General features: G+C 67.3%; 20 protein-coding genes. 8 read left to right on the top strand and 12 right to left on the bottom strand.

Translation table 11 applies throughout. The features are described from left to right. The first annotated feature begins 51 nt into the window (after positions 1-51). A complete protein-coding gene (locus tag ABW137_RS33080) occupies positions 52-1,602 on the top strand; it encodes a Rieske 2Fe-2S domain-containing protein (RefSeq protein ID WP_526406711.1) in 1,551 nt (516 codons plus the stop codon). Next, a complete protein-coding gene (locus ABW137_RS33085) occupies positions 1,599-1,931 on the top strand; it encodes a hypothetical protein (protein WP_526406713.1) in 333 nt (110 codons plus the stop codon). The genes ABW137_RS33080 and ABW137_RS33085 overlap by 4 nt, the downstream gene beginning before the upstream one ends. On the opposite strand, the gene ABW137_RS33090 is transcribed toward ABW137_RS33085, so the two are convergent. Genes ABW137_RS33090 through serS form a run of 3 tightly spaced genes read right to left on the bottom strand, consistent with a single transcriptional unit; the run spans position 1,928 to position 5,089 of the window. Beyond that, positions 1,928-2,920 (bottom strand): MOSC domain-containing protein, encoded by a 993-nt coding sequence (locus ABW137_RS33090; protein ID WP_526406715.1) that lies wholly within the window; start codon positions 2,918-2,920, stop codon positions 1,928-1,930. The two genes, ABW137_RS33085 and ABW137_RS33090, sit on opposite strands and share 4 nt — an antisense overlap. A gap of 8 nt (positions 2,921-2,928) precedes the next feature. Further along, complete coding sequence (locus tag ABW137_RS33095; protein WP_526406717.1) at positions 2,929-3,780, bottom strand: DUF5718 family protein; 852 nt, start codon at positions 3,778-3,780, stop codon at positions 2,929-2,931. Positions 3,781-3,835: 55 nt separating this feature from the next. Further along, positions 3,836-5,089 carry a serine--tRNA ligase gene (serS, locus tag ABW137_RS33100; RefSeq protein ID WP_526406719.1) on the bottom strand — a complete coding sequence of 418 codons (1,254 nt, stop codon included), beginning with the start codon at positions 5,087-5,089 and terminating at the stop codon, positions 3,836-3,838. A gap of 116 nt (positions 5,090-5,205) precedes the next feature. Here serS and ABW137_RS33105 point away from each other — a divergent pair, with 116 nt between their 5' ends. Together ABW137_RS33105 and ABW137_RS33110 are read left to right on the top strand one after the other, a co-directional pair. Then, on the top strand, positions 5,206-6,699 hold the full coding sequence (locus tag ABW137_RS33105) for a septum formation family protein (RefSeq protein WP_526406721.1): 1,494 nt from the start codon (positions 5,206-5,208) through the stop codon (positions 6,697-6,699). 5 nt (positions 6,700-6,704) lie between these two features. Further along, the gene (locus tag ABW137_RS33110; RefSeq protein WP_526406723.1) at positions 6,705-7,055 is read left to right on the top strand and encodes a metallopeptidase family protein; all 351 of its coding nucleotides are present in this window, start codon (positions 6,705-6,707) and stop codon (positions 7,053-7,055) included. A 229-nt stretch (positions 7,056-7,284) separates the two neighbouring features. Here ABW137_RS33110 and ABW137_RS33115 read toward each other — a convergent pair whose 3' ends face one another. Together ABW137_RS33115 and pheA are read right to left on the bottom strand one after the other, a co-directional pair. Further along, positions 7,285-7,971: a histidine phosphatase family protein gene (locus tag ABW137_RS33115; RefSeq protein ID WP_526406725.1), complete on the bottom strand. Its 687-nt coding sequence runs from the start codon at positions 7,969-7,971 to the stop codon at positions 7,285-7,287. After that, complete coding sequence (gene pheA, locus ABW137_RS33120; RefSeq protein ID WP_526406727.1) at positions 7,968-8,888, bottom strand: prephenate dehydratase; 921 nt, start codon at positions 8,886-8,888, stop codon at positions 7,968-7,970. The genes ABW137_RS33115 and pheA overlap by 4 nt, the downstream gene beginning before the upstream one ends. A 113-nt stretch (positions 8,889-9,001) precedes the next feature. Here pheA and ABW137_RS33125 point away from each other — a divergent pair, with 113 nt between their 5' ends. The 4 genes from ABW137_RS33125 to ABW137_RS33140 all read left to right on the top strand — a co-directional run bounded on the left by ABW137_RS33125 (position 9,002) and on the right by ABW137_RS33140 (position 12,600). Further along, on the top strand, positions 9,002-9,817 hold the full coding sequence (locus ABW137_RS33125) for a DUF2470 domain-containing protein (protein ID WP_526406729.1): 816 nt from the start codon (positions 9,002-9,004) through the stop codon (positions 9,815-9,817). Positions 9,818-9,842: 25 nt separating this feature from the next. Then, the gene (locus ABW137_RS33130; RefSeq protein WP_526406731.1) at positions 9,843-10,610 is read left to right on the top strand and encodes a CPBP family intramembrane glutamic endopeptidase; all 768 of its coding nucleotides are present in this window, start codon (positions 9,843-9,845) and stop codon (positions 10,608-10,610) included. Positions 10,611-10,641: 31 nt separating this feature from the next. Next, a complete protein-coding gene (locus ABW137_RS33135) occupies positions 10,642-11,916 on the top strand; it encodes an LCP family protein (protein WP_526406733.1) in 1,275 nt (424 codons plus the stop codon). Positions 11,917-12,054: 138 nt separating this feature from the next. After that, entirely contained in the window at positions 12,055-12,600 is a 546-nt protein-coding gene (locus ABW137_RS33140; RefSeq protein WP_526406735.1) for a ferritin, read from the top strand. Positions 12,601-12,631: 31 nt separating this feature from the next. Here the strand turns inward: ABW137_RS33140 and ABW137_RS33145 are convergent, their stop codons facing one another. From ABW137_RS33145 to ABW137_RS33175, 7 genes are all read right to left on the bottom strand, one after another. Further along, the gene (locus tag ABW137_RS33145; protein ID WP_526406737.1) at positions 12,632-14,095 is read right to left on the bottom strand and encodes an aldehyde dehydrogenase; all 1,464 of its coding nucleotides are present in this window, start codon (positions 14,093-14,095) and stop codon (positions 12,632-12,634) included. Positions 14,096-14,106: 11 nt separating this feature from the next. Continuing rightward, on the bottom strand, positions 14,107-15,690 hold the full coding sequence (locus tag ABW137_RS33150; RefSeq protein ID WP_526406739.1) for a GMC family oxidoreductase: 1,584 nt from the start codon (positions 15,688-15,690) through the stop codon (positions 14,107-14,109). Positions 15,691-15,724: 34 nt separating this feature from the next. Next, positions 15,725-16,906 (bottom strand): mandelate racemase/muconate lactonizing enzyme family protein, encoded by a 1,182-nt coding sequence (locus ABW137_RS33155; protein ID WP_526406741.1) that lies wholly within the window; start codon positions 16,904-16,906, stop codon positions 15,725-15,727. Further along, complete coding sequence (locus tag ABW137_RS33160; protein ID WP_526406743.1) at positions 16,903-17,610, bottom strand: cyclase family protein; 708 nt, start codon at positions 17,608-17,610, stop codon at positions 16,903-16,905. The genes ABW137_RS33155 and ABW137_RS33160 overlap by 4 nt, the downstream gene beginning before the upstream one ends. Positions 17,611-17,682: 72 nt before the next feature. Continuing rightward, entirely contained in the window at positions 17,683-19,029 is a 1,347-nt protein-coding gene (locus ABW137_RS33165) for an MFS transporter (protein WP_526406744.1), read from the bottom strand. A 134-nt stretch (positions 19,030-19,163) separates the two neighbouring features. Next, positions 19,164-20,681 (bottom strand): aldehyde dehydrogenase, encoded by a 1,518-nt coding sequence (locus tag ABW137_RS33170; RefSeq protein ID WP_526406746.1) that lies wholly within the window; start codon positions 20,679-20,681, stop codon positions 19,164-19,166. Next, the coding region (locus ABW137_RS33175; protein ID WP_526406748.1) for an MmgE/PrpD family protein at positions 20,671-21,660 on the bottom strand (990 nt) is incomplete at its 5' end. The genes ABW137_RS33175 and ABW137_RS33170, both read right to left, overlap by 11 nt.

Genomic DNA, 21,660 nt, shown 5'->3' on the forward strand with positions numbered 1-21,660 from the left:
GGGCGTCCCGGTAAGCTCGGATCAGCGAAAGTCGCGCAGGAAAGGCGATAAGTGCAGGTCACAAGCGTCGGGCACGCAGGGTTCCGGATCGATACCGCAGCGGGGAGCATCCTGTGCGATCCATGGGTCAACCCTGCCTACTTCGCCTCTTGGTTCCCGTTTCCCGACAACAGCCAATTGGACTGGGACGCGCTCGGCGACTGCGACTACCTGTACGTCAGCCACCTGCACAAGGACCACTTCGACCCGGCTCACCTCGCCGCCCACGTCAACAAGGACGCCGTCGTGCTGCTGCCGGACTATCCGGTGCCCGACCTGCGGCGAGCCCTCGAAGGGCTCGGCTTCCACCGGTTCTTCGAGACAGAGGATTCGGTCAAGCACCGGATCAGCGGCCCCAAGGGCGATCTCGACGTGATGATCATCGCCCTGCGCGCGCCGGCCGACGGACCCATCGGCGACTCCGGCCTTGTCGTGTCCGACGGCGTGACCACCGCCTTCAACATGAACGACGCCAGACCCGTCGACCTGGACGTCCTGCACGAAGCCTTCGGGCACGTGGACGTGCACATGCTGCAGTACTCCGGGGCCATCTGGTACCCGATGGTCTACGACATGCCCGCCCGCGCCAAGGATGCGTTCGGCACGCAGAAGCGCCAGCGGCAGATGGACCGGTGCCGTCAGTACATCGCGCAGGTCGACGCCACCTGGGTGGTGCCGTCGGCAGGGCCGCCGTGCTTCCTCGACGACGCGCTGCGGGACCTCAACGACGATCACGGCGACCCGGCCAACATCTTCCCCGACCAGATCGTGTTCCTCGACCAGATGCGCTCTCACGGGCACGACCGCGGAATCCTGATGATTCCCGGTTCGGTCGCAGATTTCACAGGTTCACAACGCAATTCGTTGACGCACCCGGTTTCCGACGACGCTGCCGAGGCAATCTTCACCACCGGCAAGGCCGCCTACATCGAGGAGTACGCGCGGCGGATGGCTCCGGTGCTGGCAGCACAGAAGGCCAGCTGGGCCCCCGCGGAGGGGGAGTCGCTGCTGGAACCGCTGCGGGCAAGGTTCGAGCCGATCATGCTGCAGAGCGATCAGATCTGCGACGGCATCGGGTATCCGGTGGAACTGCGCATGGGCGCCGAGACCGTGGTACTGGACTTTCCGAAACGCGCTGTGCGCGAACCGATTCCGGACGAGAAGTTCAGATACGGCTTCGAGATCGCACCCGAACTGGTTCGCACCGTCCTGCGCGACGACGAGCCGGACTGGGTGAACACCATCTTCCTGTCCACCCGCTTCAAGGCGTGGCGAGTCGGCGGGTACAACGAGTACCTCTACACGTTCTTCAAGTGCCTGACCGATGAACGCATCGCCTACGCGGACGGCTGGTTCGCCGAGGCGCACGATGACTCGGCGTCGATCACCTTGGACGGCTGGGAGATTCAGCGCCGCTGCCCCCACCTCAAGGCCGACCTGTCGAAGTTCGGCGTGGTAGACGGCACCACGTTGACGTGCAACCTGCATGGCTGGGCATGGAATTTGACCAACGGCCGCTGCCTGACGTCCAAGGGCCACGAGTTGAGGAGCTCCAAGGCGTGAGCCCGGCCGCCACGTACGACGACGGGCTGGTCCTGCTGGACCAGCAGGCGATCACGTTGCGGCGCTATCACTTTCCGTCCGGAACGTCGAAGGTGATCCCGCTCCGATCGGTCCGTGGATACCGCACCGAGGCGCTGGGGCTGGTTCTCAACCGCTTCCGGATCTGGGGCAGCGCGGACATGCGGCGCTGGCTTCCGCTCGACGTGTGGCGGCCCACCAAGTCCACCCTGGTGACCCTCGACGTGCCGGGCACCAGGCCCAGCCCGGCGTTCACGCCGGTGCGGGCAAAGGAGTTCACCGCACTCCTGGACCAGCTGCTGGCCGGTTAGGCCTTCTCGCGAAGGACGGTCGCCTCCAGCAGACGCTGGACCTGACGGGTCGCGGTCTTGCTCGCGGCGGCCAACACGCGGCGGCCCGCGCCCGGCGGTGTCGGAGGCCGGACCGAGACCTCGTCGCCGACGCGCACGACACCCGCCCGCGTGACGTCGGCGTACACGCCGAGGAACCGGTCGGTGCGCTCGACGAGGCGGCGGGTCAGGCCCCGATCCAGCTCCACTCCCGGCTGCGGGCGGGTCGGCACCACGCATCGGATCGTGGGGATCGTGACGTGCATGGTGGCCGAGCCGATCCGAACCTCACCACCCACCCACGCCGACTCGGGGAACTCCGAGTCGGGCCGCTCGACCTCGACGAGGACGTTGGGGCGGAACCGCCGCACGTCGTAGGGCTCCGCGCCCGTCGCCAACGACGCGAGACTGGTCGAGCTCATCAGGTGCACGGGCCCCAGATCGACGAACGTTCCTGGGGGCGTGGAGAATCGGGCCAGCGTCAGGATCTGCTTGGTGGTGAACACGGACGTGTCGGGAAGAGCCTCCGTCTCGGCGAGCCCAAAGTCACGTCGTACCTCGGCCGCCGAGAAGTTGGCCTTGGACTGCCGAACCGACAGCCGATGCCTGCTGGTGTCCTTGGCAGGCGGCAGCGGAGTCAGTCGAACGTCACGGCCGACGAGTTCGGACAGCAGCGCGTGCACGGCGGGGTCGGAGCTCGAGCACTCTGCGCCGTCGGGGAAGGTGATGACCACCTCGGGCGCATTGCCTGGGCCGGCGTCGGCAGCCGGTTCGGTGACGTAGGCAGCCGTGCAGCCCAACAACTTCGGCACGCGGCGCGCGGACGCGGTGACGTCGTTCTCCAGATCGCGGACCGCCCACAGCCGGTCGGCGTGCGGACCGCGACGGTCCATGCGCACGGCGTCGATCTGGTGCCCACCCATCGACTTGACGGGGAAGCGCCACAGCTGGGCCACTCGCACGACCGACATCGATCCTCCTAGCGCGACGAAACCAGTTGTCGCAGTTCGGAGTACGCGTCGGACTCCGTGTCGTAGACCCGCACGATGGCCTGGTCCCCCGGCTGCAGGAACGTCGACTCGCCGAGTTCGGTGTACCGCGTGGCACCGATGCCGATCAGCACGTTCGCCGGGTGTCCGGAGGCCACCATCAAGGCGCCGACGTCTTCGAGCGGAGTCTCTGGCGAACCCTTCTGGTTGGCCAACCGCTCGGTGATCCAGTCGAGCAACACCTCGCCGTAGTAGGAGTATCCGAGCAACGCGCTGTCCACGCCGTAGGCATGTTCGTGACCATCGGCGGTGAGCAGGTTGCACACCAGGCGCAACGTCGACGTCGGACCGTCGGGGGTCAGGTCGCCGATGTCGAAGAACTGCGCCGCCACGCCCTTCGACGCCGGACCCCAGTTCTTCTTGTGACTGATCTTGGGAGCGCCGGGGCGACGGATCGAGCAGTCGTTGAAGGCGCCGAGCGCGAAGGGTTGCAGTGACACCACCGTGTCGCCCTGCCACTTCACCTGGCACGCCAGCCCGACCTCCGGCTCGATCTGCAGGTTGAGCGGGGTGTCGCTGTCGGGGAGCAGGATGGTGTCGTGCGACAGCGGGAACTCACCGAGGAAGCCGTCGTAACCCGGTGCGTACCAAGGGAAGATGCCCTTGGGAGCGTCCTTCTCCCCGTCCGTGCCCCCGGCTACACCCCCGGTTACGCCGACGAAGTCCGCCGCCTCACCGGCCTGCTCGAGGTGGCCCGCGAAGTTGCCCGCCACGCCGAAGCCGAACCAGGTGCGCAGCTCGGCCTCTTCCAGCCCGATCGTCTTGATTGCCGTCTCACTCATGATTCGCTCCCAAGCTCACCTGTGTTCATGATTCGCTCGCCAAGCTCGCTCATGTTCATGGCGTCAGCTCCGACCTTCCCACGTACGGCACCAACGCGTCCGGGACACGGACGCTGCCATCCGGCTGCTGGTGATTCTCCAGGATGGCGACCAGCCAGCGGGTGGTTCCGAGCGTTCCGTTGAGCGTCGCCGCGATCTGCGGCTTGCCGTTCTCGTCTCGGTAGCGCGTGGACAGCCGGCGCGCCTGGAATGTGGTGCAGTTCGACGTCGACGTGAGCTCGCGGTAGGCGCGCTGAGTGGGCACCCACGCCTCGCAGTCGAACTTGCGGGCGGCTGACGAGCCCAGGTCGCCTGCCGCGGTGTCGATGACGCGGTAGGGCACCTCGATGTGGGCCAGCATCTGACGTTCCAGGCTCAGCAGCCGCTGGTGCTCGGCTTCGGCATCCTCGGGCTTGCAGTAGACGAAGCCCTCGACCTTGTCGAACTGGTGCACGCGGATGATGCCGCGGGTGTCCTTGCCGTAGCTGCCCGCCTCGCGGCGGAAGCACGACGACCACCCGGCGTAGCGGCGAGGTCCGTTCGACAGATCGATGATCTCGTCGGCGTGATAGCCGGCCAGTGGCACCTCGGAGGTTCCGACCAGGTACATGTCGTCGGCCTCAAGGCGGTAGATCTCGTCGGCGTGCGCTCCGAGGAAGCCGGTGCCCGACATGACCTCCGGCCGGACCAGCACCGGCGGGATGACGAGGGTGTGCCCGTTCTCGGTCGCGAGCTTGGCGGCCAGTTGCAGTACCCCCAGTTGCAGCAGCGCACCGAACCCGGTGAGGAAGTAGAAGCGCGACCCCGACACCTTGGCGCCGCGCTCCATGTCGATCAGCCCGAGCGACTCGCCGAGTTCGAGGTGGTCCTTGGGGTTCTCGAGCACCGGCGGTTCGCCGACGACGTCGAGCACGGTGTAGTCGGTCTCGCCGCCCGCGGGCACCCCATCGAGGATCACGTTGGAGATGGCCATGTGCGCAGCGGTGAACGCCGTCTCGGCGGCGGCTTGCTCGGCTTCGGCGGCCTTCACGTCCTCGGCCAACCGCTTGGCCCGTTCCAGCAGCGCGGGCCGCTCCTCGGCGGACGCGGCGCCCACGCTCTTGCTCGCGGACTTCTGCTCGGCCCGCAAGTTGTCGGCCGTCGATATCGCCGATCGCCGCACTCCGTCGGCGTCCAGGAGGGCATCGACGAGGGCCGGATCCTCGCCGCGGGCTCGTTGCGAGGCACGAACCCGGTCGGGGTCTTCACGCAGCAGCTTGAGGTCGATCACGAACGAAACCCTACGTTCGGCCGGTCCGTGCACGACGAGCACCCGGGCACAGCCACATAACGTTACAACTGCATCTCTTGTCACAGCACCTGGCGCGCCTGTCACAATGGACCCCGATGTTGGACGCACCTACCGCCACGGAACCGGGCTCGGCCCAGGGCACTGACGCGGCCGACAAACCGGCCAGCCCGAAGTGGTGGCAGAGCCTGCAGGCCACGTCCACCCGTCGCGGTCTGCTGCTGACGGCGCTCGGCGGCCTGCTCATCGCCGGCTTCATCACCGCGGTTCCCGGGACCGGCGACGGCAGGAACGTCATCGGCCTCAACGTCGGGTCGACGGCGCTGGGACCCCGGGGCAACGACACGTTCGATCACGCCTCCAGCGGTACGTGCCTGAACTGGCCGGAGCTGGTGCCCGACGCGGCCCAGATCGTCGACTGCGCCGACGAGCACCGCTTCGAGGTGGCCGAGGCCATCGACATGAGGACCTTCCCCGGCAGCGAGTACGGCGCCGATGCCGCGCCGCCGTCGGAGGCCCGCATCAAGCAGATCAGCCAGGAGCAGTGCCAGGCCGCCGCACGCCAATACCTGGGCCAGAAGTACGACCCCAACGGCAGGTACAGCGTCAGCCTGGTCTGGTCGGGCGAGAAGGCGTGGCGTCAGGCCGGGGAGCGGCGCATGCTGTGCGGTCTGCAGCTCGCGGGCCCCGACAATCATCAGCTCGCCATGATCGGCAAGGTCGCCGACGTCGATCAGTCGAAGGTGTGGCCGCCAGGCACGTGCCTCGGGATCGATCCCGCGACCAACCAGCCGACCGACATCCCCATCGATTGCGCGCAGCCGCACGCCATGGAGGTCACCGGCGCCGTCAACCTCGCCGACAAGTTCCCGGGACCACTCCCTCCGGACCCCGATCAGCTGCAGTTCGTCAAGGACGCCTGCACCAAGATGACCGACGGCTACCTGGCGCCCGTCGAGCTCCGAAAGACCACCCTGACCTTGATCTACAGCACCATCTCGCTGCCGAGTTGGACGGCTGGGAGCAAGCAGGTGTCGTGCAGCATCGGCGCCCCGCTTGGCAATGGCGGCTGGTCGACCATGCTCAACGGTGCCAAGGGACCGCTGCTGATCAACGGTCAGCCGCCCATGCCGGTGCCGGACATCCCCGAGGACCGGCTGGACATGCCGCCGATCCCGTTGCCGCCCGTCGACACGTCCTCCCAGGTGTCGACGCAGATCGACCTGAGCGACAGCGATCAGGGGGGTCAACAGCAGACGCAGCACATGCCCGGCCAGCAGACCCAGAGCACCCAGACCCAGACCCAGAGCACCCAGACTCAGAACGCTCCGACACAGGACACCCAGCCCACCGACACGACGGGTCCCCCCGCCCCATCGGGCAATACGTTCCTCAACGGGCCACCGCCGCCACAGGGCCCGCCACTGGACGGGCAGCTTCCACCGCAGGGTGCCGTCCCTCCGCCTGCCGGTGATCCCGCGGCAGTGCCGCCGCCGGTCGACCCCGCCGTGCCTCCTGCGCCAGGCGCGCCGCTGCCCGCTGACCCCGTGCTCATCGTTCCTGCGCCTGCACCCGGCCCGCCGCCTCCCTAGCCGCGATGGCCGTATCCATGAGTCGGCACCGGTTCGAGGAGCTGGTGTCCGACGCGCTCGACGCGATTCCGCCGGCCCTGACGAAGGCACTGGAGAACGTCGTCGTGCTAGTGGAGGGCCGCAACGCCGATGAACCCGACTTGCTGGGCCTCTACGAGGGGACGGCACTGACCGAGCGCGATTCGTCGTACTTCGGTTCGCTTCCCGACGCGATCACGATCTACCGCGACGCGCTTCTCGACATGTGCGAGACCGAGCAGGAGGTGGTCGACGAGGTGACGGTGACGGTCGTGCACGAGATCGCCCATCACTTCGGCATCGACGACCAGAGACTGCACGACCTCGGGTGGGCCTGAGCCGGGAAGTCAACCGCACCTCAGCGCGGCAACCGGACATCGTCGGGGCGCAGTGCTATGAACGGTTCATGAGCGGTGTGTGTCGCGAGTGCCGCGACGGCCTTGAGCACTGCCACGGGACGGTGGTGCACCACAGCCGATTCGGGATCGAGTGCACGGACGACTGTGCGACGCCCGACGTGCCGCATGCCTTCAGCGTCGACTGCGAAGCCGTCGGGTGTGCCTGCGCTCAGCCCATCGGGTCGGCGCCGTGGAGCACCTCCTCGGCGGGCTGAAGCTCGATCTCCGGGCCGAATGGCGGCTTGCGGGCGCCCCACTGGACGCAGCTCCACCGGCCGTCGGTGATCGGGCTGAGCACCACGCATTCGGTGTTGGCCAGGTGGTGGTTGATCGCGAAGCCCGAGTCGACGCCGGCGAGCACGCCTGCGACCAGCCGGATCGCGGCGCCGTGGCTGACCACGACCACGTCACCCGTCCACGCGTGGTCGTCGAGATGCCGCAGCCGCAGCTGCGTCACCACCGGGAGGTACCGGTCCAAGACCTGTTGGCCGCTCTCCCCGCCAGGTAGCGGCACCTCGAGCTCGCCGTCCTGCCACCTCTGGTAGATGGTGGCGAACACTTCGTGCGCGTCGTCGTCGTTGCGGTTCTCCAGGTCACCCACCTGCACCTCGTGGATGCCTTCGAGCTGAACCGTCGGCAGGCCGAGGCCACCGCCGATCTCGGCGGCGGTCTCGACTGCGCGCAGTGCGATCGAGTGGACGATCAACCCGACGGGGTGCTGCCAGTCGCGTGCGAACGCCCTGGCCTGTTCGTGGCCGAGTTCGGTGAGGGCCGCGCCTGGCGGCCTGGTGTCGAGGCGGCGCTCGACGTTTGCGTGTGACTGTCCGTGCCGGACCAGTACCAATCGACCGCTCATCGCGGCTGCCCCTCTCGTAGTCCCACTAGCCAGCGGGACGCCTCGTCAGTGGCCGGCGGTGTCGCTCCGACGACGGCTCCAGTCGGCCATGAACCCAGATATCGCACACTTGCGCAACGTCGGTACAGGGCCCGGAGTGCCTCCGCGACCTGATCGTCGTCGATGTGCCCCACGCAGTCCAGGAAGAACACATAGGTACCCAATTCGGTTCTGGTGGGCCGAGATTCGATGCGGGTCAGGTCGATGTCGCGAATGGCGAACTCGGTCATCGCCGACACCAGCGCGCCTGGCACGTTGTCCAACCGAAGTGCAACGGACGTGCGGTCGGCACCGGTGCGCTGCGGTGGCGGCCCCGGCGGGCCGATCAGCACGAACCTGGTCCTGGCGTTCGGTTCGTCGACGACGCCGTCGGCGATGGTGGGCAGCGCGAGGCGCTGGGCGGCCAGGGCGGTGCTCACGCCCGCGTCGGCGCGGCCGTTGGCGACGTCGTGGGCGGCGGCGGCGTTGGAGCTGGCTGGTACCACGCGCGCGCCTGGGAGGTTGTCGGCCAGCCAGCGCTTGACCTGCGCGGCCGCCACTGGAAAGGCGGCCACGGTCGTCACGGCCGAGGCCGGGGTGCCGTCCCGCACGACGATGCTGAAGGCGACGTCGAGGGTGTGCTCGGCGTAGATCTGCAGCTCCGTGCCACCGACGAGACTGTCCATCGTTGGCACGACGGAGCCCTCGATCGAGTTCTCGATCGGTGCGCAGGCGAAGTCCGCGACTCCGGCGCGGACGGCGGCCAGCGTCGCCTCGGGGCTGTCGAAGGGGAGGGGTTCGACGGGCGCGCTGCCCGGTATCACGTCACCAGTCGCCATCTGCAGCAACGCTGCTTCGGTGAAGGTCCCTTCCGGACCGAGATAGGCGACGCGGGGCACCGCTCAACACTATCGGCCCGGGCGAGGCGGTACCCGAGACGTTTTGGTAACGCTTGCGCGTTTCAGTGAGGCTAGCCTAAGTTAGGCTTACCTCATTCGATGGAAGGCACGGCATGATCGGCGACGCAAGGACAGGGTCGGCACTGGCGGGACCAACGACGGCCGAGCGGATCCGCAGCGCCTGCGCCCGAGGCGGCGGCGCCATGCTCGCGGTCGAGGGACTCGAACCCTCCCCCACCCCAGTGCACCACCTCCTCGACGACGGCTCGGTGGCCATCACGGCTCCGGCGAACGGACTGTTGGTCGGCATGGTGGGCGCCGCCGACCCGGCAGGCGTTCAAGCGGTTCTGGAGCTGACGGACTATGCGCCACTGCCGTTGCGGGAGCCCGTCCGGTCGCTAGTGTGGATCAGCGGTCGCCTGTTTCACGTCCCCACCCCCGGCGTCTCGGGCCTTCTCGATCTGATCGCCGCGAAGAATCCGAATCCAGCTCTGCTGCAGGTGAATACGGACACGTACGAAGCAGGAGCAGGTGATACTCCTTACGCGCTGGTGCGGCTGGAGATCGAGTCCGTGGTGGTGGCCGACTCCACCGGCGCCGAGTCCGTTGGCGTCAGCGCCCTGCTGGATGCGGAACCGGATCCCTTCTGCACGCTGGAGTCATGCTGGCTGCAGCACCTCGAATCCGCGCATCGCGAGGTGGTCGACCGTCTCGCCAACCGGCTGCCCTCCCCGCTGCGACGCGGCCGAGTTCGCCCGCTCGGGCTGGACCGCTACGGCGTGCAGCTGCGCGTCGAGGCAGAGGATGGCGACCACGACGTCCGCCTGCCCTTCGCCAAGCCGGTCGACGACGTCACCGGCTTGAGCCAGGCGATCCGGGTGTTGATGGGCTGCCCGTTCCTCAACGGTCTGCGCGCCCGCCGCATCTAGTTTCGCGGGCACTACCGTAGCTGCGGTGACCGAGCCGACGGACGAGCCGACTCAAGACAAGCGACGGGCCGTCCGGCTGGAGATCGCCGTCGTGCTCGCGGTGACGTTCGGGCTCTCGGCCTACTCGGCGCTGCTACGGCTCACCGAAGCGGTGATCCTCGGCCTCTCAGGCCAGGAAGTGGCGCTCAACAGGCGGCGCTCCCCGATCGACCTGATCGACTTCGGGCTCAATCTGGCGACGGTGTTCCAGCTGATCGCCTGGGGGTTGCTCGGCTTGTACCTGTTGTGGCGCAGCGGGTTTGGACCGACCAGTATCGGGCTCGGACGGTTCCGGTGGCGCCGCGACCTGCTCGGCGGCCTCGGCCTCGCCGCTCTGATCGGCATTCCAGGGCTCGGCCTCTACGTGGTGGGCCGCGCGCTGGGAATCGGCGTCTCCGTGGTGCCGTCCGAGCTGAGCGACACCTGGTGGCGCATCCCGGTGCTGCTGGCAGTCGCCTTCGCCAACGGCTGGGCCGAAGAGGTCATCGTCGTCGCCTTCCTGATGACGCGCCTTCGCCAACTGGGCATGTCCCCGACGAAGGTGCTCGTCGCCTCCAGCCTGCTGCGGGGTGCGTACCACCTGTACCAGGGGTTCGGCGCGGGTATCGGCAACGTGGTGATGGGCCTGGTCTTCGGCTACGTCTGGCAACGCACCGGCCGGCTGTGGCCGCTGATCGTCGCCCACGGGCTCATCGACGCCGTCGCGTTCGTCGGCTACGCACTGCTCGCGGGCCACCTCGGCTGGCTGCGCTGATCCTCGCGTCGTTGCACGTACATTCATTCTGGTGACGGATCACCGGCCACCCCCACCCGGGCCAGACCCACGCCGTCCACCGCCCGAGGCGTCCCAGGTCATCCGCCGCGATCCGAACTACCGGCCTCTCCCACCGCCCCAACGCCGACCCGACGCGACCCAGCCGATCGCTCCCCAGCGGACGTCCGCGCCACCCCCGGCTCCCCCTCCGCGGCCGCCGACTCCGCCGTTCCCAGCCCGGCCGCCCCGACGCCCGCCGCCCCCGCCCGCCAGCCGGCCGCAGCCGGTCCGTCGTCAACCCCCGCCGCGCCAGGCCGCCGCGCCGCCGACGGCCAGGGCACCGCGTCGCCGACGCCATTGGGGCCGGATCCTCGTCGTCACCCTGCTCGTCCTGGTGGCGGCGATCGTCGGGACCGGCGTCTGGGTCGACACGTCCCTCCGTCGCGTCCCCGCCCTCACGGCACTGCCCGACCGGCCACCCGCGGGCAGCGGCACCACGTGGCTCCTGGTCGGATCCGACAGCAGACAGGACCTGAGCCCCGAGCAGCAGGCGGAGCTGGCCACCGGCGGTGACCTTGGCGACGGCCGGACCGACACCATCCTGATCGTGCACCTGCCAGGACTCGGTTCAGACGTCCCACCCACGATGGTGTCGATCCCGAGGGACTCGTACGTCCCCATCCCCGGCTATGGGGAGGACAAGATCAACGCCGCCTTCGCCATCGGCGGCCCGTCGCTGCTGGCTCAGACGGTCGAGCAGACGACCGGGCTCCGGATCGACCACTACGCCGAGATCGGCTTCGACGGGTTCGCGGACATGGTCGACGCAGTCGGTGGCGTGACGATGTGCCCGGCCGAGCCCATCAGCGATCCACTCGCGGGAATCGACCTGCCCGCCGGTTGCCAGGAGCTGGATGGCCGCACCGCGCTTGGCTACGTGCGGACGCGCGCCACGCCCCGCGCCGATCTCGACCGGATGGCCAACCAGCGGCAGTTCATGTCGACGTTGACGCACCGCGCCGCGAGCCCGTCGGTGCTGTTCAACCCGTTGCGGTGGTACCCGATGGCCAAGGCGGCGTCCGGCGCCGTGACCGTCGACGAGGACGCACACGTGTGGGACCTCGCCGGCCTGGCATGGGGTTTGCACGGGAACTTCACGACGACGACGGTGCCGATCGGAGACTTCACCGGCAACGGCTCGGGCTCGGTGGTGGTGTGGAACAGCGACGCCGCCACCCGCCTGTTCCAGGCGCTCGCCAGCGACTCCCCGATCCCTCAGGACGTGCTCGATGCGGGCGAGATTTAGGTTTGCCTCACCCGGCTGCCCGACTTAGCAAACGCGGCCGGCGAACTGTCGCCTGCGTCACGCGACTAAGGGAAACCTGACCTTAATTAGTCATACCTTTGATGACAAGGGGGTCTGACCTGCATTATTCTCGATCGCATGACCGACGCACACGTCCACGACACCAAGTTCCACACCCTGCTGCGAGAGCAAATCCGCAGCGAATTCACCGCCTCGCAGCAATACATCGCCATCGCCGTCCACTTCGACGGTGAAGACCTGCCCCAGCTGGCCAAGCACTTCTACGCGCAGTCCGTCGAAGAGCGCAACCACGCGATGATGCTGGTCCAATACCTGCTCGACCGCGACGTCGAGGTGGAGATCACCGGCATCGATGGCGTCCGCAACACCTTCGAGTCCCCGACCGCCGCACTGCGCCTCGCGCTTGAGCAGGAGCGCAGCGTGACCGAGCAGATCAGCAGGCTCGCCAGCGTCGCCCGCGACGAGGGCGACTACCTCGGCGAACAGTTCATGCAGTGGTTCCTCAAGGAGCAAGTCGAAGAGGTCGCGCTGATGACGACCCTGGTGCGGGTCGCCGAGCGCGCAGGCGCCGATCTGTTCCACCTGGAGGACTTCGTGGCCCGCGAGGTCAGCACGGCCTCCTCCGACGCGACGGCGCCCAAGGCGGCAGGCGGCAACCTGTAGGCCGGTGGCCGGCCGCATGGCGGCAGGCAAGTCAGGTGGCGAGCCGGAACGGGTCGCGGGTGGCGTCGGACAGGTCGATCATGACGTTCTTCGTCCTGGTGTACTCCAGAAGTGCATCGGTGCCACGCTCACGGCCGTAGCCGCTCTGCTTCACACCGCCGAAGGGTGCCTGCGCGGCACTGGCGCGGTAGGTGTTGACCCACACGGTGCCCGCGGCCAGACGCTTGGCCACGCGGTGGGCGCGGGTGACGTTTTGGGTCCAGATGCCCGACGCTAGACCGTAATTGGTGCCGTTGGCGATCCGGACCGCGTCGTCATCGTCACCGAAGGGCAGGACGGCGAGCACGGGACCGAACACCTCTTGCTGCGCCAGCCGCATGTCCGGGTGCACGTCCGCGAACACCGTCGGCGCCACGAACAGCGCCGGCGACGAGGTCTCCGAACGCCCGCCGGTGACCAGCCGCGCCCCGTCCTCGACGGCCTCGTCGATGCGCTGCAACACGTAGTCGCGCTGGACACGGTGGGTGATCGGCCCCATGTCGGTCTCGGGATCCATCGGGTCACCGAGCCGGATTGCCTGGGCCCTGACCTTCAGCTCCTCGACGACCGCATCGTAGATCCCCTCTTGGACAAGGAGTCTGGAGCCTGCGATGCAGGTCTGCCCGCCCGCAGCGAAGATACCGGCGATCGCACCGACTACGGCGCGATCCACGTCCGCGTCGTCGAAGATGATGTTCGCGGACTTGCCACCGAGCTCGAACACACAGGGAACCAGGTTCTGCGCGGCGTTGGTCGCGACACGGCGCGCGGTGCCCACTCCGCCGGTAAAGCTGATCAGACCGACCCGCGGGTCGCCGGTCAGTGCGGCGCCGGTGTCGCTGGAGCCGACCACGACGTTGATCACCCCGGGCGGGAAGCCGAGTTCGTCGACCAGGCGGGCGAATTCGAGGGTGCTAGTGCTGGCGTGCTCGGATGGCTTGATGACGGCGGTGTTGCCTGCCGCCAGAGCCGGGGCAAGCTTGTTGGCAAGCTGACTCATCGGCGAATTGCACGCCGTGATGAGCGCGGTCACCCCGATGGGCTCCCTGCTGGTGAAGTCGACCATGTCGTCGGTGTCCAGCGGCTTGTACTCACCGGTGAGCTTGTCGGCGTTCCCCGCGTGGAAGTGGTAATTGCGTGCGGCGAATGCGATCTGCGCCTTGTTCTCCCGGTACGCCTTACCGCTGTCACGTGTCTCGATCTCGGCGAGCCACTCGAGGTTGTCGGTGATCGCCGTGGCGAGGCGGTCCATCAAGCGCCCCCGTTCGACGCCCGGCGTGTGCGCCCATTCCTGGGCGGCCCGCTCGGCCGCGGTGATCGCCGCGGTCACGTCGGTGGCGGAGGCCTCCGTCAGCTGTACCCAGTCCTCCCCCGTGTAGGGGTCGACGGAGGTGAACTGCGGCCCAGAGCCGACGACCCACTCGCCGCCGATGTACTGCTTCGTGTAATCCTTCATCTCGTCCGTCCTCAGGCCGTCGCGGTTACGGCATCCGCCCCCGTCAATCCGTGGGCTCTTGCTACCCAGTCGGCGACACGCTCACCGATCATCACGGCGGGAATGTGGGTGTTCGCGCGGGGCACGGTGGGAAACACCGAGGCATCGGCAACCCGCAGTCCTTGAACCCCGCGAACCTGGCATTCGTTGTCAAGCACCGCGGCGGCGTCGTCGGGCCCGCCAATCGCGCAACCGCTTGCGGCATGGGCAGTGTCGCGCACCACCGACGCGGCCCAGGCATCGAGCTCCGAATCCGACATGGACAGGTCGATCGCGTTTCCCGTGACGTCGACGACCGAGGCCTCCGCGGGGAAGCCACCGGCCCGAACGAGGTCGAAGGCGTGCCGTAGTGCGTACCTGGCCAGCGCGATGTCCCGCCCGTCACCGAGCAGGTTGAAGTCCACGGTGGGCGGCACGTCGGGATCGGTCGACGTGATGGCAACCGATCCGCGGGCGTGACACTGGGCGAGCTTGCACAGCAGCGCGCCGAGATCAGTCCCGTCCACCAGGTTCACGTCGGTGATCAGCAGGTCGCCGAAGCCAGCGTCCGGCAAGCCCGAGCTGTACCGGACCGTGCAGTTCCCGCGTCGTCGACCGCTGCGCGCAGGGTGCCCGTTCGGCACCCGCAGGAGCAACTCGAAGCCCGCATGGTCCTGGACGCCGACGCCAACGGGTAGATCGGCTCGCACTGGGACGTCCAGAGACCGCAGTAATGGCGCGGGGCCCACGCCGGAACGTTGCAGAATCGCCGGCGTGAGTATGGCGCCGGCACTGAGGACGACCTCGTCGGCGTAGAACTCGCGCGGTTCACCGGCGACGTCCGCGGAGACTCCGATGCTGCGGCCACCTGAGAACAGGACGGTGTCGACCCTCGCATTGCCCATGATCGTCAGGTTGACGCGGTCACGCGCCGGTTGCAGGTACGAGTCATTCGTCGTCACCCGCAGCGAGCCCTCCATGTTGGATGCGGTGAGGGCGACTCCCTGCGTGCCAGGGGCGTTGTGGTCGGGCTGCCACTGGTGGCCCAGCGCAAAGGCCGAGTCACGCAGTCCGACATCGATTGCGCCCCAATCCTCTTGGCTTACCCGCGTGATCGGGGTGGGACCGTGGGCGCCATGGTAAGGCTGATCGCCGAACTCAATGTCCCGTTCGAGGCGCATGAAGTAGGGCAGGACATCGTCGGGGCCCCACCCCGCGCATCCTGCCGCGACCCAGTCCTCGAACTCCTCCATCGGCGGCCTGATCGCGTAACAGCCGTTGACCGACGACGAACCCCCGAGCCCCTTGCCGCGCAGATACGGCGCCGCCGCGCGCCCGGCTATCCGGACTGCCTGCTGGTCGGCCCACGTGTACTCCGTTGGCACGACGCCATGGGTACTGACGTCCCACTTGTACATGTTGTTGGGCGTGCGGAGCGTTGGCGGACATTCGTCGTAGGTCCAGGCCGGTCCGGCGTCGAGCACGAGGATCTTGAGTTCGGGATTCTCGCTCAACCGGCCCGCGACGGCCGCACCGGCGGACCCCGCGCCCACCACTATGCAATTCCAATGATTCATCTCGGTCTTCTCCGTATCTGGTACCAGGGCACGCTCACGCCGACGCGGCGACCGTCTCCTTGAAGATGGTTCGGGCCGCCACCGCGTCCTCGTCGATCTCGATTCCCAACCCCGGTCCGCTCGGGACTTGCACGTGCCCGTCCCGGATCCGGAACCCGTTGTCGACGGCCAAGGGGTCGGCGCCCGCCACGCCGAGCCCGAAGATGAACTCCGCACCTGGCATCACGGACTTGACGGGAAGGCTGGCGCAGAAGTGCGCACCGGCGGCCGCCTCCAGTTGCGACTGCACGGCCAGTCCGCCGATGTTCAACAGCATGCCCGCGGCATCGGCGATCGCGGCGATGCGCTTGGCCTGGCGGATCCCCCCGGTCTTGTACAGCTTGATGCAGAGCACGTCGACGGCGTTTGCACGGGCCAGGTCGTAGGCGTCGTGGACGGTGAAGAGGCTTTCGTCTGCCATCAGCGGGATGCCGTCGGCGGCGGCGCGGATGCGTGCCAGCCCGGCGATGTCGCGCCGGTGCACCGGCTGCTCGAGATAGCCAAGACCGCTCGGTGTCAGGGCGCGGACGGCCTGGATCGTCTCGGAGACCTGCCACCCGGTGTTCGGGTCGACTCCCACTACGACGTCGGGACCGACCGCCTCACGGATCGCCTCGAAGTGGCGGACGTCCTGACGCCAGCCCTGGGGTGCCCCGGCCTTGAGGCACAGCACGCGAATGCCGAACTCGCCGACGGCGCGTTCGGCGTCGGCCACCATCGTGGGAATGTCGTTCGAAAGGCTGATCGACCACTCCAACGGGATGTTCGACTGGCTGAGGCCCCCGATGAGTTTGTGCACCGGCAGACCGACGGCCTTTCCCATCGCGTCGTGCAGCGCGAAGTCGATGGCCGCCCTCGCGTTGGAGTTGAACGGCAGGATCAGGTCGAAATCGGTCCAGATCTGATCGAGATCGAAGATGTCCTTACCGATCAGATAGGGCCCGTAGACATCTCGGATGGCGGCTACCACGCTGTGCACGGTGTCGGGCACGAAGTGTCCTGGCGCGGTCGGCCGGACCTGTCCGTAGCCCACCAGACCCTCGGCGTGGATACGCACCAGGACTGGCTTCCCCATTGGGTCGCCCTCGGGGCCGGTGTCGTACGCGCCGCTGGACATCGTGCGCCGCACCCGCCCGGCCAACTGCGTGACGACGACGTCAACCCGCTCGATCTTCACTGTCCGTTACTCACTTTCGTTGATGGCTCGCGTGCCGCACCATGCTTGATCGCCAGCACCCGGGCCGGTGCGCCGTCGCCGCCACGGACCAGCAACGCGCCCACGAACAGCGTCATCCACTGGTCGGCGACACCGCCGAGCACCAGGTTCTCCACGATGAGGGTTCCGGCGCCCAGGAGCGCGCCGTGCACCTCGTGGTGGAAGTTGGGCGGGCGCAGACCCATCGGGTATTCCGGCGTGATGGTGTCGAATCCGACGAGCCGGAGACCTTGGTCGGCGCACCACTGGGCGCCGTCCACGCTGAGGTAGGCGTGCTTGTCGACGTAATCCTGCGTGTGGTAGCGCTCGTCCCATCCCGTGTGGATCAACAACGCGTCGCCAGCAGTCAGTTCAACGCCGGCGGCGCTCAGCGCGCTGGTCAGATCGGCAGCGGTCACCGGTCGTGGGCCGTCGCGCAAGACTTGTACGCAGTAGGCAGGGCCGATGAGGGTGGACAGCGGCACGTCCTCGATCGTGCCGCCGTCCTCCACGAAGTGCGACGGCGCGTCCAGGTGGGTGCCGATGTGGGTCGGCATATCCAGCCGCATTGCCCGCATGTGGTGTTCGTCCCAGCTGCGAACCTGGGTGAATGACGCGGCCGGGATGGTCCGAGCGTGCGGCATGCTGGTCTCCAGCGGGCGAGAGAGGTCGACGAGGTCGAACATCCAGAACCCCTTCACATTCTGCGCGACTTCTGCGCATAGGACTTCGCGAGGACGATGGCGGTTGATACCTCATTAGTGCGTCTGGCGCATCCGTGACGCGACGCGAGCAGCGGTCTGCGCGGATTCCCTGAGCTTCTTACCCCCGGTCTCGTGTGACGCGAGCGCAGCGATCACGCCGATGCCGATGAAGAAGGCCAGGAGTGCAGCAACCGGCCACGTCGATCCTGCCGCACTCGCCGCCGCGGTGGTGACCACGGGGGTGAGGCCGCCGACGATCGCCGCCGACACCTGATAGCCCAGACCCGCACCGCTGTACCGAACCTCCGGTGGCAACTGTTCGGGTGCAAGGGATCCTGGGATTCCATACATGATCCCGATTATCACGCCGCCGGCGGCCAGGACCAGGATGATGCCGACGGGGCTGCCCGACTGAACCAGACTGAACATCGGATACGCGAGCAGGATGGCAATCACCCCGCACACGATGAACGGTGGTCGCCGTCCGACCCGATCGGCGAGTCTGGTGCCGAACCACACGGCCCCAAACTCGAGGATGGCGAACAGGAAGACTCCGATCAACAGGGTTCGCTCGTCGGTACCCAAAGTCGTTCGGCCGTATGCCGGGATGAACGTGACGAACATGTAGAACCCACCGCTGGTGGCAGAGAAGAGTCCGAAGATGAGCAACAGCTCCCGCGGGTATCTACGCAGCACGGTGGCCAAGGGGAACTTGACCAGCTGATTGTCTGCGCGTGCCTTCGCAAAGGCAGGAGTGTCGGCCAGGTTCCGTCTCATGTAGATGCCGACTACCACCAGTAAGCTGCTGACCAGGAACGGCACCCGCCAGCCCCAACTGTGCGCTGCGTCCTGGGGGAGCAGGCCAACCGCGGTGAACATGGTCGTGGCCAACAGCAGGCCAAGGGGCGAGCCCATCTGTGGCCAGCCGCCATAGCGCGCTCGTTGATCGTCAGGGGCAGACTCCACGGCGTAGACCGCCGCGCCTCCCCACTCACCACCGAGACCAAGCCCCTGGCACAGCCGCAGGACGACCAACAGGATGGGCGCCCATACGCCGATCTGTTCGTACGTGGGCAGGCAACCGATGAGTACCGTCGCCACGCCCATCAGGATCAGGCTGGACATCAGCACTCTGCGCCGACCGACGCGGTCACCAAGGTGTCCAAAGATGATCGACCCCACCGGGCGGGCAAAGAAACCCACACCGAAGGTGGCGAAGGCAAGTAGCGTCCCGGAAACCGGACTGAAGGTGGGGAAGAATAGTCGTCCGAATACCAAAGCCGCTGCCAGGCCATAGATCTGGAAGTCGTACCACTCGATGGTCGTGCCGACCAGGCTGACGAGCGCGACTTGCCGGCCGGAGGGGGCCTGACGGTCAGTCTGGGTTGCTGGATCTGACATCTTTGCTTCTCCTCAGTGAGAACGCCCAGGTACATTCAACAGCTTGCATTCAATATCGGTGCGCTGTAACGCCATTGACGCTCAGCCAGACGGTGTTCAGTTTTGCCCGCAGCCCGTGCCCGGGTGCGAACCATTCAGTCCCCAAAGGGGTCATTGGGAGCAGTGGTAGCCAGGTCGACGTACACCGACTTCGTCTCCAAGTATTCGTCGAGGACCTCGAGGCCATTCTCGCGGCCGATGCCGCTGAGCTTGAATCCGCCGTATGGCAGACCCGGCATGATGGGCCGGAACGTGTTGACCGACACCAACCCACAGTCGATCCTCGCCGCAACGCGATGTGCCCGGCTGACATCGGCGGTCCATAGTCCGCCGACCAATCCGTACTCGGTGTCGTTGGCCATCGCCACCGCTTCCTCCTCGCTGTCGAAGGGAAGCACCGACAGCACGGGCCCGAACACCTCTTCCTGCGCAAGGCGTGAGGAGGGGTCTACGTCCGCGAAGACCGTCGGCTCAACGAAGTAACCACGACGCAGCCCCGCTGGTCGGCCTCCTCCCGTGAGGAGGCGAAAGCCCGCAGACCTTCCGTGCTCGATGAAGGAGTTGGTCTTCTCCAGTTGCGCCGCCGAGGTGTGTGGTCCGATGTGGGTCCGTGGGTCGAAGGGCATCCCGATCCGAATTCTTGCCGCGCGCTCCGCGAGTGCCTTCGCAAAGTCTTCATAGACCGGTCGCTGAACCAGAATTCTCGACGCCAGAGAGCAGGATTGCCCCGTCGACCGGAAGGCGCTGTGCACGGCAACGGTGAGTGCACGGTCGATGTCGGCGTCGGCGAAGACAAGGTAGGGAGACTTGCCCCCGCACTCGAAGGAGATCCTCTTCAAGTTGTCCGCGGCGGCTCTCATGATCGCTTGCGCGGTGCGATGTTCCCCGGTGAACGAGATCTTGTCCACGCCGCGGTGGGCAGCCAGCGCCGCTCCCGCGACAGTTCCGAGCCCTGGCACGACGTTCACCACGCCGTCCGGAAAGCCGGCCTCGGCAATGAGTTTGGCCAACTCCAGCGCGCTTGCCGACGTCAGCTCGGCGGGCTTCACCACGACGGTGTTTCCTGCGGCGAGCGCCGGAGCCAGCTTCCAAGAGGCCAACGAGATGGGCGAATTCCAGGGCAGGATCGCGCCGACGACGCCGACTGGCTGCCGCCGGGTGTAGGCGTGCGCGGTATCCGACACCGGGATCTGCGCGCCACGAACTTTGTCGGCGGCCCCAGCGAAGAACGTGAACCAGTCTGCCGCCCTGCGTATCTCAGCCCGCGTGTCCCGGACGGGCTTGCCGTTGTCGCGCGACTCGATCTCGGCCAGTGGATCGGCGTCGCGGCGCAGCAGTTCGGCGAGACGGTAGAGCAGAGCGCCGCGCTGCGTTGGCGTGATCGTCGTTCCCCACGGACCGTGCAGTGCGTCGCGCGCCGCCGCGACCGCGTCGTCTACATCGTGTTCGTCGGCTTCGGCGATGTATGCCCACACCTCCTCGGTCGACGGGTCGATCGATTCGATGCTTCTGCCCGAGTGCGGGAGAACCCACTGTCCCCCGATGAACAACCGGTCCCACTGCCGTGGCGCGGTGGTCAGTAGGTCGATGCTGCCGTCGACGTCAGACGTCATGTCGAGCACCCTGCGCCGGTTGGACGTCGACGTTGAGGACTTCGATCATGTCCGCAACTGGCGAATCCTCGGATATCCCAGCCAGTTCGGCGCCAACCTTGCGCGCTGACGAACCGAGCAGCCACGCGGTGTTGCGCTCGAACTTGTCCAGGATGTCGTCCTCGGTCATGGGCGCCTCTGGGCAGCCGGGGTGATACGGCACCCGTTTGTGGAAGGTGTGACCACCGGCCTCGATGTCGATCACCGCTGGGCAGTGTGCCGGGTAGTCGGAGTCAGGGTCCTCGCCGGTGACCACCCTCGCCGCGAGTGCCCCAACAGCGCTGTCGCCCAACGCCGCCGGACGGAACGTTGCGAGGTCGACGTTCCCGTGGATCAGTGTGTGCGCGACGACGTAGGGAAGGCTGAACCGGGCTTCGTGCGGCTCAGTGGGGTGAAGCTTGCGATCGACCGGTTCGGTCACCAACGTCAGGCCCGGCTCGGCCAACCGGCAGGTGATCCGATCGATGTCCGCGACGGTGACGTTCGCCCTCGCGAGGTCGATGAGCAGTTCCTTGATACCGACGATGAACGCGTGGAGGAGCTGGCAGCACGGGTAGGGCTTGATGGCGGTGTCAGGCAGGTACCAGCGGGTGCCGAGGCCCGCGGCAGCGGTCTGCCAGTCGAGTGCGCCCTCGATCGGCGCGAGGTGGGTATTGAAGAAACCGAACGGACCCTCGAACACACTGTCGGGTCCGGTGATACCGGATCGGGCCAGGTCCGTGGCAAGGATGCCGGCATGCGCTCCCCATCCTCCGTGCAGCACCTTCGACGTCGAGCCGGTACGGGTGGATTCCTGGATGCCCGAGGCGAATGTGCCCGCAATGCCCAACGCGTCGGTGATCTCCTCGGGCGTGAGCTGCTCGAGGTTGCCGATCGCGGCGACGGCGCCGAAACCCCCGATCAGTGAACTGGTGTGATAGCCGCGGGCCAGGAACCGTTT

The sequence above is a fragment of the Mycobacterium sp. genome (assembly GCF_040509115.1).
GTDB lineage: Bacteria > Actinomycetota > Actinomycetes > Mycobacteriales > Mycobacteriaceae > Mycobacterium.